At 68.9% G+C, this 16,015-nt stretch carries 11 protein-coding genes; 8 read left to right on the top strand and 3 right to left on the bottom strand.

The window, feature by feature from the left end; all coding sequences use genetic code 11:
• Positions 1–451 precede the first annotated feature (451 nt).
• From ABIC51_RS34865 to ABIC51_RS34850, 4 genes are all read left to right on the top strand, one after another.
• Complete coding sequence (locus tag ABIC51_RS34865) at positions 452–1,870, top strand: MFS transporter (RefSeq protein ID WP_027790543.1); 1,419 nt, start codon at positions 452–454, stop codon at positions 1,868–1,870.
• Positions 1,871–2,268: 398 nt separating this feature from the next.
• Positions 2,269–3,597 (top strand): hypothetical protein, encoded by a 1,329-nt coding sequence (locus tag ABIC51_RS34860; RefSeq protein WP_175900999.1) that lies wholly within the window; start codon positions 2,269–2,271, stop codon positions 3,595–3,597.
• A gap of 169 nt (positions 3,598–3,766) precedes the next feature.
• Positions 3,767–4,879, top strand: coding sequence for a porin (locus ABIC51_RS34855; RefSeq protein ID WP_059697066.1), 1,113 nt, complete (start codon positions 3,767–3,769; stop codon positions 4,877–4,879).
• Between the two features lie 10 nt (positions 4,880–4,889).
• Positions 4,890–5,942 carry a nucleoside hydrolase gene (locus tag ABIC51_RS34850; RefSeq protein ID WP_175901003.1) on the top strand — a complete coding sequence of 351 codons (1,053 nt, stop codon included), beginning with the start codon at positions 4,890–4,892 and terminating at the stop codon, positions 5,940–5,942.
• A gap of 48 nt (positions 5,943–5,990) precedes the next feature.
• Here ABIC51_RS34850 and ABIC51_RS34845 read toward each other — a convergent pair whose 3' ends face one another.
• A complete protein-coding gene (locus tag ABIC51_RS34845) occupies positions 5,991–6,902 on the bottom strand; it encodes a LysR family transcriptional regulator (RefSeq protein ID WP_027790547.1) in 912 nt (303 codons plus the stop codon).
• A gap of 94 nt (positions 6,903–6,996) precedes the next feature.
• Here ABIC51_RS34845 and ABIC51_RS34840 point away from each other — a divergent pair, with 94 nt between their 5' ends.
• The 4 genes from ABIC51_RS34840 to ABIC51_RS34825 all read left to right on the top strand — a co-directional run bounded on the left by ABIC51_RS34840 (position 6,997) and on the right by ABIC51_RS34825 (position 12,103).
• Positions 6,997–8,346: an NCS2 family permease gene (locus ABIC51_RS34840; protein ID WP_175862771.1), complete on the top strand. Its 1,350-nt coding sequence runs from the start codon at positions 6,997–6,999 to the stop codon at positions 8,344–8,346.
• A gap of 46 nt (positions 8,347–8,392) precedes the next feature.
• Entirely contained in the window at positions 8,393–9,493 is a 1,101-nt protein-coding gene (gene add / locus ABIC51_RS34835; protein ID WP_124919929.1) for an adenosine deaminase, read from the top strand.
• 180 nt (positions 9,494–9,673) lie between these two features.
• Positions 9,674–10,126 carry a hypothetical protein gene (locus ABIC51_RS34830; RefSeq protein WP_226129438.1) on the top strand — a complete coding sequence of 151 codons (453 nt, stop codon included), beginning with the start codon at positions 9,674–9,676 and terminating at the stop codon, positions 10,124–10,126.
• Between the two features lie 60 nt (positions 10,127–10,186).
• A complete protein-coding gene (locus ABIC51_RS34825; protein WP_175901006.1) occupies positions 10,187–12,103 on the top strand; it encodes a WG repeat-containing protein in 1,917 nt (638 codons plus the stop codon).
• 46 nt (positions 12,104–12,149) lie between these two features.
• On the opposite strand, the gene ABIC51_RS34820 is transcribed toward ABIC51_RS34825, so the two are convergent.
• Entirely contained in the window at positions 12,150–14,381 is a 2,232-nt protein-coding gene (locus tag ABIC51_RS34820) for a penicillin-binding protein 1A (protein WP_175901021.1), read from the bottom strand.
• 97 nt (positions 14,382–14,478) lie between these two features.
• Positions 14,479–16,014 carry a MocR-like pyridoxine biosynthesis transcription factor PdxR gene (pdxR, locus tag ABIC51_RS34815; RefSeq protein WP_049097938.1) on the bottom strand — a complete coding sequence of 512 codons (1,536 nt, stop codon included), beginning with the start codon at positions 16,012–16,014 and terminating at the stop codon, positions 14,479–14,481.
• Position 16,015: the final 1 nt, after the last annotated feature.

The raw sequence follows: 16,015 nt of genomic DNA, 5'->3' as shown, positions 1-16,015 counted from the left end.
ATGCTTACGATTTGCCGACAAGGCCGGGCGCCGAAAGGTGCCCGGAAGCCGGTGGTTGGCCCGGTAGCATGTTACCGGGGTGTGGAACGCGTGGTTGTACTGATTGCGTGCCCCGTTTGTGGAGATTCCGGCGGCGTGCGGCCGAGCGAAACGGCGCATCAGGCCCGGACGGTGGGGCCCGCGCCGCCGCGATGCGTCGCCGCGTCGCCGTTCCTGCGCGTTTTCCGTACCCGACAGACGGTTACGAAAGTTACACGTTGGTCCGCCCAAAAATGGGGCGCCCGAATCGGTTCGACGTACGGCGTGCAGCCGGCCCGTCGTCGCGCTCCGGATATCGGGGCCGGGGTGCGCTCGCGTCGGACGGACGTGCCGGTACAATGCAGCGATTCGCCCGACGGCGGCTCGAAGGTCGCCGGACAACTACACGACACGAACAGGAGACGCGCCCACGATGGCCTCAACGGACAGCCTTTCGCAGGCACCCGCCCAATCCCCACCCGTCGACCCCGGCTCCATCTCGGCCCGCCTCGACCGCCTGCCGCCCACGCGTACCGTCTGGAAGCTCGTCGTCCTGCTGAGCCTCGGCTTCTTCTTCGAGCTCTACGACCTGCTCTACAGCGGCTACGTCGCGCCCGGCCTCGTGAAAAGCGGCATCCTCTCCGCGACGACGCATGGCCTGTTCGGCACCACGGGCGTCGCGAGCTTCATCGCCGCGCTGTTCTCGGGCCTCTTCATCGGCACGATCGCATGCGGCTTCCTCGCCGACCGCTTCGGCCGCCGCGCGATCTTCACGTGGTCGCTGCTGTGGTACACGGCCGCCAACGTCGTGATGGCGTTCCAGGACACCGCGGCCGGGCTGAACTTCTGGCGCTTCGTCGTCGGTCTCGGCCTCGGCGTAGAGATGGTGACGATCGGCACATACATCTCCGAGCTCGTACCGAAGCAGATCCGCGGGCGCGCATTCGCGTGCGAGCAGGCGGTCGGGTTCGTCGCGGTGCCGGTGGTCGCGTTCCTCGCCTACCTGCTCGTGCCGCACGCACCGTTCGGCCTCGATGGCTGGCGCTGGGTCGTGCTGATCGGCGCGCACGGCGCGCTGTTCGTGTGGTGGATTCGCCGCGAACTGCCGGAAAGCCCGCGCTGGCTCGCGCAGCAGGGCCGGGTCGACGAAGCCGACCGCATCATGCGCGCGCTCGAGGCGAAGGTCGAAGCCGAATACGGACGGCCGCTGCCGCCGCCGGCGCCCGCCGAGCCCGTGCCGCCGCGCGGCAGCTTCCGCGACATGTGGGTGCAGCCGTATCGCAACCGCACGATCATGATGACGATCTTCAACGTGTTCCAGACGGTCGGCTTCTACGGCTTCGCGAACTGGGTGCCGACGCTGCTGATCAAGCAGGGCATCACGATCACGTCGAGCCTGATGTATTCGAGCGTGATCGCGCTCGCCGCACCGGTCGGCCCGCTGATCGGCCTCGTGATCGCCGACCGCTTCGAGCGCAAGTCGGTGATCGTCGCGATGGCGGCGGCGATCGTCGTCTGCGGGCTGCTGTTCAGCCAGACGACGGTCGGCGCATTCCTGATCGTGCTCGGCATCGGCCTCACGCTCGCCAGCAACATCATGTCGTACAGCTTCCACGCGTATCAGGCCGAGCTGTTCCCGACGTCGATCCGCGCACGGGCCGTCGGCTTCGTCTATTCGTGGAGCCGCTTCTCGGCGATCTTCTCGTCGTTCGTGATCGCGGCCGTGCTGAAGGGCTTCGGCACCTTCGGCGTGTTCGCGTTCATCGCGGGCGCGATGGTGATCGTGATGGCCGCGATCGGGTTCATGGGGCCGCGCACGAAGGGCATCGCGCTCGAAGCCATCTCGAAGTGACCGGCGATCGTGCACGCGTGTCGCACGGTTCGTGTTGCATGCGTGCCATGCGATCGCATCGCACTGCGCGGCCGGTGCGTACGGCTTGTCGGGAATGATCCGGTTTCCGAATCGATTCGGCGAAGCCCTCGCACCGCGGCGAAAAAGCAGCGCCCTTTGTCGGACTCGAACGTTCAACCAACGAGATTGCCATGCATCGAAAGATGCGTGCGGAAACGAGTTGAAACAAAGCGTGACGAAGCGCAAATTCGCCGTGAAACCGCGACTTGCGTCGCTGAAGATTCCTGTTCGGACGCGTAGAATGAAGGGCCTGACGACTCATTAGCCGCCATCGGACCGTACGCGTTGCATCGGCGAACGGCTCCGCCGCGAAGAGGCGTCTGCGCCGGGCGCACACGATGCGCCGGACGTGTCGATGGCTCGCGCGGAAGATGCGCCGCCCGCAATTGCAGCATGCGGCGGCCGGATCGGCCGATGGCTTCGAACGTATGATGCTTTTCAGCCTGACGCGGCGCATGTCGAAGTCGCGTTGCCGTACCCGCACAGTCGCCGCGTATGTGTCGCTCGCTGTTGCCCTGATCGTTCCCGTGCTTGCCGGGCAGCCTGCGTTTGCCGCGTCCGACGCTTCGTCGTCCGTTGCTCCGTCATCCTCATCAGTTGCACCGCCCGCGTCGGCGGCGTCTCATGCGCATCGTGGCTTGCCTGCGCATGCGTTGTCGGGGGCGTCGGCCGTACAGCCCGCGTCTGCAGCGTCGCTCGAGCGTCATGCGGAGCCTGCCAGCGCGGCATCGGGGGCATCGATTGCTTCCGGCACATCCGCTGCCGACGTCGCCTCAGCCGCTTCCGCCGCCGCGCCCGCTTCCGCCGCTTCCGCCACCGCCGCGAGCGAGGCCGAAGCACCCGCGCCGACACCGCCACGCCGGCATCCGCCGCTATCGGCCGAAGAAGCGAAAAATGCGACGGCGCGCGCGGTCGACATGCGCAAGCGCTTCACGCAGGAAGTCACGCGGCGCCTGAACGTGCCCGCAAGCGAGCAGCGCGCCTACAGCCAGCGGCTCCAGGAGGCGCTCGCCGATGCGGATCTCGGCGACCTCGCCGGCGAATACATCGCGATGGTCGACCGCGCGCCGAACGTGCAGGCGCTCTTCATCTACTTCCGTGCAACACCGGCCAACGCGTGGCTGATGATCGGCGCATCGCCGGTCGGCACCGGGCTGCCGGGCAAGTACGACCATTTCCTGACGCCGCTCGGCGTGTTCCATCACTCGCCCGACAACATGGATTTCCGCGCGGAAGGCACGACGAACGAGAACGGCATTCGCGGCTACGGCCGCCGCGACATGCGCATCTACGACTTCGGCTGGGTGGACGGCGAGCGCGGCTGGGGCAAGGGCGGCGTGTCGCCGATGCGCTTCCAGATGCATGCGACCGATCCCGACCGGCTCGAAGCGCTGCTCGGCATCCGGCACTCGAAGGGCTGCGTGCGGATTCCCGCGTCGCTGAACACGTTCTTCGATCGTCACGGCTTGCTCGACGACGATTATCAGGCGCGTGTCGAGGCCGGCAAATCGCTGTGGGTGCTGCGTCGCGACCGCGACATCACGCCGATCGCGGGCCGTTATCTGGTCGTGGTCGACAGCGCGCGCAAGACCCGCCCGGCCTGGTCGCCGATGCCGGGGCGCAATGCGTGGTCGAAGGTGCCGAAGGGCGGCGACACGGCGGATTGACCGCCGGTCCGCGGGGCTGACGGCTGCGGGCGATGCCACGATGAGAATAAATCCGTTTTATTGATACATAAGAAAAGCAAACTTTTATTATCCGATCCGGGTTCGTATAGTCGAGGCCAGTTTCGCGGAACCCCGCCGCGCCTGGACCACCACCGATCACACGACCCGCATGAAAACTCTCTACAAGCTCGCCCCGCTCGCGATGCTCGGCGCCTTCGCGACGCATGCCTGTGCGCAAAGCAGCATCACGCTGTACGGTCTCATCTCGGCCGGTGTCGGGTTCGCGACCAACCAGGGCGGCAAGAACGCCTGGCAGGCGCTGTCCGGCACGAACCAGAACCCGCGCTGGGGGCTGAAGGGCAAGGAGGATCTCGGGCAGGGGCTGTCCGCGATCTTCCAGCTGGAGAACGGCTTCAACGTGATGACGGGCACGGCCGCGCAGAACGGCCGCGAGTTCGGGCGGATGGCCTACGTCGGCCTTGCCGACCGCACCTACGGCTCGCTGACGTTCGGCCGCCAGTACGATGCGATCCACGACTACATCGGGCCGGTGATCATCGCGAGCAACGGCGTGAACATCGGCGACAACGACAACGGCTACAACGACATCCGCGTGCAGAATTCGGTGAAGTACGTGAGCCCGGTGTACCACGGCCTGAAATTCACCGCGCTGTACGGCTTCAGCAATGCGACGGGCTTCGCGAACAACAGCGCCTACAGCTTCGGGCTCGGCTACGAGCAGGGCCCGCTGCGCTGGAGCGCGGTCTACGCGCAGTACAACCACCCTTACAGCGCGACGAACCAGGACGGCGCGATCGCGAACGACTACGCGTCGCCGCTGCTGATCTTCAGCAAGAGCGCGATGACGCCCGCGGCTTACGCCAGCCGGCAGCGGATCGCGGGCACCGGCGGTTTCTACACGATCGGCCGCGCGCAGTTCGCCGCGATGTTTACCGACGTGCGCTACGATTACCTCGACAATTCGCACCTGCACCTGCAGAACCTCGGCGTGAACATCGTCTACACGATGACGCCGCAGCTCTTTCTCGGCGCCGCGTATGCGTTCACGAACGGCAAGTACGACGTGATCGACAAGCGGCCGAAATGGCACCAGGTGAACCTGCAGGCCGATTACTACCTGTCGAAACGCACCGACGTCGCGCTGACGGTGATCGCGCAGCAGGCGGCCGGCGACGCGGACCATGCGCAGATCTTCGCGTATGCGCGCTCGACCGGCACGCGCCAGATGATGGCGACGCTCGGCGTCCGGCACGTTTTCTGAGCGCCCGACCATGACCCATCCGATCTCATCCCGCCGCACCTTCCTGAAACTGTCCGCCGCGCTGGCCGGCACCGCGCTGCTGCCCGAAACGGGCGCGTTCGCCGCCGGCGGCGATGCCGCGCGCCGCACGGTGATCATCGATACCGACCCGGGGCAGGACGACGCCATCGCGATCCTGTTCGCGCTGGGCGCGCAGGACCGCCTCGACGTGCGCGCGCTGACCGCCGTCGCGGGCAACGTGCCGCTCGACCTGACCGAACGCAATGCGCGGATCATCCGCGACTGGGCCGGCCGCACGAAGACGCTGCCGGTCTACGCGGGCTGCCCGCGGCCGCTCGTGCGCGAGCTCGTGACGGCCGCGAACGTGCACGGCAAGACGGGGCTCGAAGGCGTCGAGCTGCCCGTGCCGCGCGCGCCGCTTGCCGCCGGCCACGCGGTGTCGTATCTCGTCGATACGCTGAGCCGCGCGGCGCCGAACAGCGTGACGCTGTGCGCGCTCGGCCCGCTGACGAACGTCGCGACCGCGCTGGTCGAGGCGCCGCAGATTCGCGGGGCACTGCGCGAGATCGTGCTGATGGGCGGCGCATTTTTCGAGCGCGGCAACATCACGCCGGCCGCCGAGTTCAACATCTATGTCGATCCGCAGGCGGCCGAAGTCGTGTTCGGCAGCGGCGTGCCGATCGTCGTGCTGCCGCGCGATGTCGCGGTGAAGGCGCCGATCACGCCGGCGCGCGTCGCGCCGTTCCGTGCGCTCGGCAACCGCTGCGGCGCGATCGTCGCGGACATCATGGATGCCGAACTCGCGTACAACAAGAAGCGGCGCGGCGCTGAAGACGCGCCGATGTACGACCCGACCGCGGTCGGCTACCTCGTCGATCCGACGCTGTTCGGCGGGCGCAAGGTGAACGTGGTGGTCGAGACGACCGGGCAGTGGACGCTCGGCGAGACCGTCGTCGACTGGAACGGGCGCAGCGGCCGCGCGGCGAACGCGACGTGGATCAACGAGGTCGACGCGGACCGCTTCTATGCGACGCTCGTCGAGCGTATCGCGAAGCTGCCCTGAGCGCGGGCGCTCGTGCGGCGAACGGCGAACCGCACTCGGTCGACGCCATCAGATGTGCTTCGCAATCCACTCGCGGCATGTACGCACGTGCGGGCCGCGATCGTCGCCGGCGAGCGAGATCAGCGAGATCGCCCGCGTGACGCGCGGCTTGTCGACGCGCAGCGCAACGAGTTCGGGATCGTGCAGATGCATCGTATAGAGGCTCGGCAGCACGGCGGTCGCGAGGCCGTTGCGCGCGAGCGCGTAGAGCGGCTCGGTGTATTCCATCCGGTACGTGACGTTCAGGCGCAGCTTCTCGGCGCCGCCGGTGCGATGCAGCGATTCGCTGACGCTGCCGCGCACGAACACCGCGAGCTCGCGATCGACGAGCTTCGCCCACGTGACGCTCTTCGCGCGGGCGAGCGGATCGTCGTGCCGCACGACGATCACGATCTCGTCCTCGAACAGCTGCCGGTAGCGCAGCGTGCCGTCGTCGCTGTCGGGTTCGCGTACGCCGATGCCGAGATCCGCGACGCTGTCGCGCACGGCTTCGACGAGTGCGCTGTTGGGCAGGTCGGTGAGCGTGAAGCGCAGTGTCGGGTGGGCGTCGCGCAGTGCGTTGAGCGCGGGCAGCAGGCGGCCGGCGACCGACGGGATGAACGCGATGCGCACGGTCTGGATGCGTTCGCCGATGAGCCGCGTCATGTCGTCGAAGGTGCCGCGCGCCTGGTTGAGCAGGCGTTCGGCGAGCGGCAGCACGGCTTCGCCAGCAGTGGTGAGCGTGAGCCGGTGCGCGGAACGCGCGAACAGGCGCCCGCCGAGCAGGAACTCGATCTGGCGGATCGACGCGGTGAGCGCGGGCTGCGTGAGCGACAGCGCCTGCGCGGCCTGCGTGAAGCTGCGTGCGTGGGCGAGCACGACGAAGTGCTGGACCTGCCGCAGCGTGAGCGCGGGCAGCAGCGACGAGCGGTCGGACGACATCGGGCAATAACGGTCGGGATACGGTACGCGGCAGTATAAGACCGCGCTGCGTGCATCGACACAGGACAATATTCGGAATCACAGGAGAACCACCATGTCAGCGACTGACACGATGCCGGCGCGCGCGCCGGCCAACTGGCTCGAACGCCGCTTCGCGCTCGCCGCGCGCGGCACGAGCGTGCGCACCGAGACGATCGCGGGCGTCACGTCGTTTCTCGCGGCCGCGTACCTGCTCGTCGTGATCCCGTCGCTGCTCGCGACGGGCGGCATGGAGCGCGGCGCGGCGACGACCGCGACGATCGTCGTGTTCGTGCTGTTCACGACGCTGATGGGGCTCTACGCGAACCTGCCGTTCCTGGTCGGCCCCGGCATCGGCGGATCGGTGATCATCGGCGTGACGCTCGCGACGACAGAGCATGTGGGCTGGCAGACGGGCCTCGGCATCGCGTGCGTATCGGGCATCCTGTTCTTCCTGCTGACGATTCTCGGCGCGCGCGGCGTCGTGATGAAGCTGATACCGGTGCAGATCAAGCTCGGGCTCGGCGCGTCGATCGGGCTGTTCGTGACGATGCTCGGGCTGCGCAATGCGGGGATGGTCGTCGCGAACGCGAAGACCAACGCGTTCGCGCTCGGCGATTTCTCGCGGCCGGGTGCGCTCGTCGCGCTGATCGGCCTGGCGGTTGCGATCGTACTGCAGGCACGCAAGGTGCCCGGCGCGATCCTGATCGCGATCCTCGTCGCCGCAGCGGCGGGCGTGCCGCTCGGCGTCACGCATCTGCCTGCGTCGTTCGTGTCGCTGCCGCACAGCATCGCGCCGATCGCGTTCAAGCTCGACATCGGCAGCGCGTTGAGCCTCGCGGCCGCGCCGTACCTGTTCGCGTTCTTCGCGGCGGAATTCTTCTCGACGCTCGGCACCGCCCTCGCGGTCGGCGCGAAGGCGAACCTGCTCGACGAACAGGGCAACCTGCCGAACATCAACCGGCCGTTCCTCGTCGATTCGCTCGCGGCGACGATCGGGCCCGTGTTCGGCATTCCCGCGCTGACCGCGCTGATCGAATCGGCGGCAGGTGTCGAGGCCGGCGGCCGCAGCGGGCTGTCGTCGCTGGCCGCGGCCGTGCTGTTCGCCGCGATGCTGCTGTTCGTGCCGGTCGCGCTCGCGATCCCGAAAGAGGCGACCGCGCCGGCGCTGATCCTGATCGGGCTGTCGATGTTCGCAACGATCCGCCATACGCATTTCGACGACTTCACCGATGCGCTGCCCGTGATGTCGATGGTGCTGCTCACGCTGATGTCGAACAGCTTCGGCACCGGCATCGCGGGCGGGCTGCTGTGCTACGTGCTCGTCAAGCTGCTGGCCGGCCGCCGGAGCGACGTGTCGTGGGGGCTCGTCGTGCTCGCGCTGCCGCTCGGCTATTACTTCTGGACCGTCGTGAAGCCGCACTGAGAGACGGCTTTCGCGACGTATCGGCACTACCCAAAACGAGACTGCAATGAAGGCAACACCAGGTAACGTCCCGGCCGCGCGCACGGGCATCGAGATCACGCCGGCCCATCGGGCCTTCTTCCACGCGCTGCCGAAGGTCGAGCTGCATTGCCACCTGCTCGGCGCGGTGCGGCACGACACGTTCGTCGCGCTCGCGGAACGCAGCGGCGCGCCGATCGAGCGCGCGGAGATCGACGCGTTCTATGCGCGCGGCGAGAAGCCGGTCGGCGTGCTGCACGTGCTGCGCGCGCTCGACAAGTATCTGCTCACGCGGCCCGACGACCTGCGGCGCATCGCTTACGAGTATCTGGAGGATGCGGCCGCGCACAACGTGCGGCATGCGGAATATTTCTGGAATCCGACGGGCACGGTACGGGTGTCGGGGATCGCGTATGCGGACGCGCAGGCCGCGATCGTGACGGCGATCCGCGACGCCGCGCGCGACTTCGGAATCGGCGCGCGCCTGATCCCGAGCATCGACCGCGAGCAGGATCCGGACGAGGCCGTGGCGATCGTCGAATGGATGAAGGCGCATCGCGCGGACGAAGTGGCGGGGCTCGGGATCGACTATCGCGAGAACGACCGGCCGCCGGAGCTGTTCTGGAAGGCTTACCGCAATGCGCGCGCGGCCGGTTTCCGCACGACCGCGCATGCGGGCGAGTTCGGGATGCCGTGGCGCAACGTCGAGACGGCCGTGGATCTGCTGCAGGTCGATCGCGTCGATCACGGCTATACGATCGTCGACAACCCCGAGCTGTGCGCGCGCTACGCGGAACGCGGGATCGTCTTCACCGTCGTGCCGACGAATTCGTACTACCTGCGCACGCTGCCGCCGGAGCAATGGGCGGAACGGCATCCGATGCGCAAGATGCCGGGCCTCGGGCTGAAGATCCATCCGAACACCGACGATCCGACGCTGCACAAGGTCAACCCGTCGGAGGCGTGGGAGCTGATGTTCAGCCACTTCGGCTTTACGGTCGCCGATCTCAAGCAATTCATGCTGAACGGGATCGACGGCGCGTGGGTCGACGATGCGACGAAGGCCGCGTGGCGCGCGGCGTGGGCGCCGGAGTTCGACACGCTGGCCGCGACGCTCGCGACCGGTTGAGCGCATTGCCTGCCACATCGGCCGGCCGGTACTTCGTTCAGGTGGAAATGCAGCCTTGCGGGCTGGCGCACGTCGGTCGCGTTCGCTATATTGGCGTCCGGCGGCACCCGGTCGTGCCGCTGCCGCCGTGCGCGCCCGCGCCGGCATTCCGACAACAATTCGAATCCTGAGAGGCCCGCCGTGCGTATTCCTGTTTTCTGTCTGATGTTGTTCGTCTCGATGTCCGCGCGAGCCGGCAGTGCCTGCGACGGGCTGCTCGGCGATTACGCGCCGGCCGCCGGCAAGCCGGCGACGCTGCGCGTCGAGAAAGTGGGCGGCAAGATCGTGCTGCGCGGGCGCGACGCCGGCCAATGGAGTGTCGAAACGGCACCGACGCAAGAGGCCGAGCTGGAAACCGACGGCCCTGACAAGGCGCCGCCGGGCGCCTGTGTGCTCGAGGTGCCGGGCGGCGAGCTGATCAAGATGCCGATCGGCTCGCCGTATCAGGTCACGTCGATCACGGGCAACAGCTTCACCACGAAGCATTCGACCACGGGCGTCCTGCTGCGCACGGTGCAGGGCTTCCAGGTCGACGGCACCGAGCTGTATCGGGTCGCGCGCCGCGGCGATTCGCCGCCGGCCGCGGCACGCTGACGGCGTGCGAGCCGACGTACCGCGATACACGACGACACGACGACGAGGGCGACCCTTCCGATGGGCAATCGAGCATGGCTCTATCTCCAGGCCGGTGACGGCGACGACGCGCGAACGATCGAGTTCGCGGAATCCAACAATCACTTTCCGCTGCTGTGGCGCGTGCTGCTGGCCGACGGCGGCGCGGGCGACGCGATAACGGATCAGCGCGTGTTCGGCGACGCCGGCACGCCGAACCTCGCCAGCGATGCACGCGCGGCGCATGCGCGACTCAGCCGGCTCGCGTCGTTCGTCGTCGCGTATCCGCTGCCCGGCGACGATCCGGCGCTCGCGCGCCAGTTCGATGCGCTCGTGCGTCACCTCGGCGAGTCGATCGATGCGTTCGGCGATGCGCATGGCGCACCGCGGCTGTCCGCGAATCTCGACGAACTGTCGTGGCTCGACGGCGGCGATCCGGACGAATACATCCGCGAGGAGCGCGACAACTGCACGCGCCTGTGGTGGCGGGTCGCGAACTGCATGGATTTCCGAGACGTGCGCGGCGTGCGCGACGTGCTCGAGATCGATACGCCCGCCGACTGGCGCGACTGGGCGTGGGGCTTCGGGTTCGGCGGCGTGTCGCATCACTATTTCCAGCGACAGGAGCCGCCGCGCGGCGTGGCGTTTGCCGAGATGTTCGACGCCGGTGAAGTGCACGGCAACTGGCTCGGCTACGGCACGTTCAGCTTTCGCGCGCGCAACGGCCTGTGGGGCGTGCGGCGGGAAGTCGACGACGCGTGGCGCGTGATCGTGCCGCCCGAGTGGACGAACCTGTGGACGAGCGGCGCGCGCGATCGCCGGTTGCTGTGGGCCGCGCGCGACGGGAAGGTCGGCCTGCTGTTTGCCGATGGTGATGGCGACGGTGGTGGCGACGAGATGCGGATCGTGCGCGAACCGGCGTTCGACGCCGTGTGGGATTTCAGCGGCGACGTCGCGTGCGTGCGCGTCGGCGAGCGGTTCGGGCTCGTGGGCACGGACGGAACGTGGGTGCTCGAACCGTCGCTCGACGATTTCGGCGAATTCACCGGCGGGGTTGCGTCCGCGAGCCTGGACGGCCGCTGGGGCTTCGTCGACACGCACGGTGCGTGGGTGATTCCGCCGCGCTTCGACGATGCACACGAATTCGTGAACGGCGCCGTCGCGGCGGTATCCGAAGGCGAGCAGTGGGGGCTGATCGGGCGCGACGGGCAATGGCGCGCGCCGCCCGAGTGGGCCGCGCTCGAATGGTCGTCCGAATGCGGCGCCTTCCTCGCGTGGCGCAACGGCCATGTCGGCCTGGTCGATGCGAAAGGCCGGGTCGTCGTCGAGCCGCATTACGCGGAAATCGCCACGCTGACCGACGACGAACGGACGGACATGCTGTCCGAGCTTGGCGCGATCCGCCATATCGTGCGGCGCGACGACGGGCGTTGCGCGATCGTGGACGGGCAGGGCCACGTGCTGACGCCGTTCGATTTCGTCAACATGGGGGCGCTGCCGTGGTTGCCCGATGACGAAGCCGTGCCGGGCGAACTGTTCACGCGTTACGCGATCGGCGTGCTGCCGGGCGAGCCGGTGAAGTTTGCGATCTGCGATCTCGAGACGGGCGCGACGGTCGTGCAGGGGCGCTACGACGACATGGCCGGCCTGTTCTGGGGCGCCGATCACGGCTGGCTGGCCTGCGTGCAGGACGAGAGCGGTGACGACGTGCGGGCGACGGTGTTTCGCGCGGACGGCACCGTGCTGCATCCGGCGCGTTACACGCGGCTCGGCGACGAAGCGCTGTTCGACGACAATCCCGACGCCGCTGCCGGGCACACGACGTTGATGCCGTGGTACGTCCGTCGTGTCGAGGTCGCGCAGAACTGGAGCATGGGCGAACCGGTCGCCGCGTTGCGCTACGACGGCGTACCCGTATGGCTGTATGCGGACGGGCACGCGACGACGACGCGGCGGTAGCCGGGGCCGCCGTCGTCCATGCCGGCGTGGCGTGCCGGCACGACGATCAGTGGAAGAACCTCAGCCAGTCGAACAGGCCGGGGTGCGGACGCCGTTTCGGCGCCGGCGCCGGTGCGCTGCGCGGCCGGAAGTCGGGCGAGAACTGCGCACGCGGATCGATCGCGCGCGTACGCAGTGCCGCATCGTAGAACGCCCCGACGATCGGCAACGCGCTGTGCGCGCCCGCGCCCCAGTAGTCGCTGCGCAGCGTCACGTTGCCGTCGTCGAAGCCGACCCACGCGCCGGCCACCAGTTGCGGATGCATCAGGATGAACCAGCCGTCCGTGTTGTCCTGCGTCGTGCCGGTCTTGCCGGCGACGTCGACGCGGATCCCGTAGCGCGAACGGATGTCCTCGCCGGTCCCGTAATCGACGACGCCGCGCATCACGTCGACCAGCGTCTGCGCGGCGGCCACCGGCAACGCGCGTTCGGGCGGTGCGCTGTTGAACGCGGCGAGCACCTTGCCGTCGCGATCCTCGATGCGCGTGATCATCTGCGGCGCGACGTATACGCCGCGATTCGCGATCGTCCCGTAGGCGGACACCATTTCCTTCAGCGTGACGGGGCTCGTGCCGAGCGCGAGCGACGGTACCGCGTCGAGCGGGCTTTCGCGCACGCCCATCGCGCGCGCGAGCTGCGCGACCCTGGCCGCGCCTTCGCGCTGCATCACCTGCGCGGTGATGCGGTTGCGCGACAGCGCGAGCGCGTCGCGCAGCGTCATCGGTGCGTCGGTCGGCGGCTCGGCGTCGGTCGGACGCCACACCGCGTGCGTGCCGATCGGGATCGCGACGGGGCGATCGACGAACGTGTCGCCCGGCCGCATGCCGTCCGCGAACGCGGCGCCATAGACGAACGGCTTGAACGTCGAACCCGGCTGGCGCCGCGCCTGCACTACGTGATCGAACGGCTCGCTGCCGAAGTCGGGGCTGCCGACCCATGCGCGAATCGCGCCGTTGCGCGGGTCGATCGCGACGAAGCCGGCCTGCACCTGCGTCTTGCGTTCGCACAACGCATGCATGAACGCGCGATTCGCGCCGAGCTGCTTCAGCGCGGCGACATCGGCGAGCCCAGCGGCGCGCGCGTCGCGATAGTCGGGCGTCTGCCGGATGAAGCCGCGGAACAGGTCGTTGCGCAGCCCGCAGCCGGACGGGCCGCGCCATGCGCTGTCGGCGACTGCCTGCAGGCGATCGGTTTGCTGCGTCAGCGCTTGCGTCGCCATGTCCTGCAGTTGCGCATCGAGCGTCGTGCGCACGACGAGGCCGTCCGAGTAGAGGTCGTAGTTGTTGCGGTCGGTCCAGGCGATCAGCCACTTGCGCAGCTGCACCGCGAAGTGCGGAGCCGGGCCCGGCTGAGCGGTTTGCGGCTCGAAGTCGACGCGCAGCGGCCGGCGCTGCAATTGCGCGAGCTGCCGCGGCGACAGCATGCCCATCGCCGCCATCCGCGCGAGCACGATGTTGCGGCGCTGGACCGCGCGTTCCGGATTCAGCACCGGGTTGTAGTAGCTGTTGCCCTTCAGCATCCCGACGAGCGTCGCGCTTTCGACGATGTCGAGCTGGTCGGCCGATTTGCCGAAGTAGGTACGCGCGGCCATCTCGACGCCGTACGCGTTGTACAGGAACGGCACGGTGTTCAGGTAGGTCTCGAGAATCTCGTCCTTGCTGTACACCGTCTCGATCTTGAACGCGGTGATCAGCTCCTTCACCTTGCGCGTGAGCGTCGGTGCGCGGCCGACTTCGTCCGGGTACAGGTTGCGCGCGAGTTGCTGCGTGATCGTCGAGCCGCCCTGGCGGCTGCCCGAGAACGTATGCAGCCCGGCCGCGAGCGTGCGGCGCCAGTCGATGCCGTGATGCGCGTAGAAGCGGTGGTCCTCGGTCGCGATCAGCGCGTTGACCATATGCGGCGAGATCTGCTTGAGCGGCACCCATTCGCGGTTGACGGGCCGGAATTCGGCGATGACCTGGCCGTCGGCCGACAGCACGCGCGCGGGGCGGTCGATGCGGGCCTTGCGGATGTCGCCGATGCTCGGCGTGAACGGCACGAACGCGAGCAGCACCAGCAGGCCGACCAGCGGGATCGCGGCGAGCGTCAGCGCGACGCCGCGGCGCGTCGGATGGCGCAGGCGATGCCATGCGCCGGCGCACAGCGCGCGGATGCGCGCGCGGCTGGCGGCGGCCAGCGGTGCGACGCGGGCGCGGCAACGGAGCCACGCGTCTCGAAGAAGCGGCACGAAGCGGTTCAAGGCGGCAGGAGCGCGGATGGAGGAGGCGCGATCCTAGCAAACGACCCACGGGCGACGCCCGCTAAAACGGCCGTTTGCTTGCAGGATTTACAGACGATTACGTTTGTTGCCCGTCGACAACCTTTTGCGGCACCCGCCGCCGCGATTCCGCTGACGATACGACGTCCGCGAGCCGCTGCGCGGCCGCTTCCATCTGCGCGCGGCCGAACCCGCCGAAGCCCAGCACGAGCCCCGGGCGGGCCGTGCCCGGCGCGAACATCGGCGACACCGCGCGCACCGCGACGCCGGCTTGCGCGGCGCGCTCGACCACGTCGAGATCGTCGATGCCGTCCGCGAGCCACAGCACGACGTGCATCCCCTGATCGCCCGGCTGCACCCACGCGCGTTCGCGCGGCAGCCGCGCACCGAGCGTGTCGATCAGCAGCGCGCGCTGCTCCGCATACACACCGCGCACGCGGCGGATGTGGCGGTCGAGATGGCCTTCCGCGATGAACGCGGCCAGCACGTGCTGGTCGGCGGTCGGCACATGGCGATCCATCAGTGCGCGCGCGCCGCAGAACGCGGGCACGAGATCGTGGGGGGCGATCACGTAGCCGAGCCGCAGCGACGGAAACAGGATCTTGCTGAACGTGCCGAGGTAGATCACGCGATCGGGGTCGAGACCCTGCAGCGACGGGAACGGATAGCCTTCGTAGCGCAGCTCGCTGTCGTAGTCGTCCTCGACCACCCACGCGTGGCGTGCACGCGCCCACGCGAGCAGCGCATTGCGCCGCGCCATGCTGAGCGGCATGCCGAGCGGATACTGGTGCGACGGCGTGACGAACGCGGCGCGCGCATCGGGCGCGAGGCGGATGCCGGCGTCGACGTCGAGGCCGTCGGCGTCGACCGGCACGCGCACCATCGCGTCGTGTCGCCCGGTGCTCTCGAGCAGCGCGGTGATGCCGCGATAGGCCGGGTTCTCGACCCAGGCCCGGTCGCCCGCGCCGAGCAGCAGCTGGCTCGCGAGGTGCAGCCCCTGCTGCGTGCCGCTCGTGATCACGACCTGGCCGGCCTCGCAGCGCACCGAGCGCGAACGGCGCACGTAGTCGGCGATCGCTTCGCGCAGCGGCAGCGCGCCTTGCGGATCGGCATAGCCGGACGGCGCGCCGGCGCCGCGCGCGCGCAGGCGGTTGCCGAGCCGGCGCCAGATGTCGTCGGGCGCGGTGAGGCCGATCGGCACCGAGATCGCGAACGGCATCGCCGGCAGCGGACGGAATTCGCGGGCGATCCGCGCGAAGGCGGCGGCCGGCTCGGGCAGCCCGGCGTGGGCCGCGCGCCGTCGTGGCGCGGGCGGCGCGGGTTCGGGGCCGGGCGGCGGTTCCGCGAGCGCGTTCGCGACCCGCGTGCCCGCGCCGCCGCGCGATTCGAGAAAGCCTTCGGCGATGAGCTGCGCATACGCATCGACGACGGTGCCGCGGGCAACCTGCAGCGACGTGGCGAGCAGCCGCGTGGACGGGAGCGCGTCGCCCGGCCGGACGTCGCCGCGACGCACGGCTTCGCGCAGCGCCTGCGCGAGCTGGCGGCTCAGGTCGCCGGCCGCGCGGTCGAGCGCGCCGAGCGACGGGATTTCGACGATCCGGGTCGTTCTTGCCATG

The sequence above is a fragment of the Burkholderia sp. 572 genome (assembly GCF_040545135.1).
In the GTDB taxonomy this organism is placed as follows: Bacteria; Pseudomonadota; Gammaproteobacteria; order Burkholderiales; family Burkholderiaceae; genus Burkholderia; species Burkholderia cepacia.
Note: the sequence above shows the minus strand (reverse complement) of the source record. Positions and strands in the feature narration are given on the sequence as shown.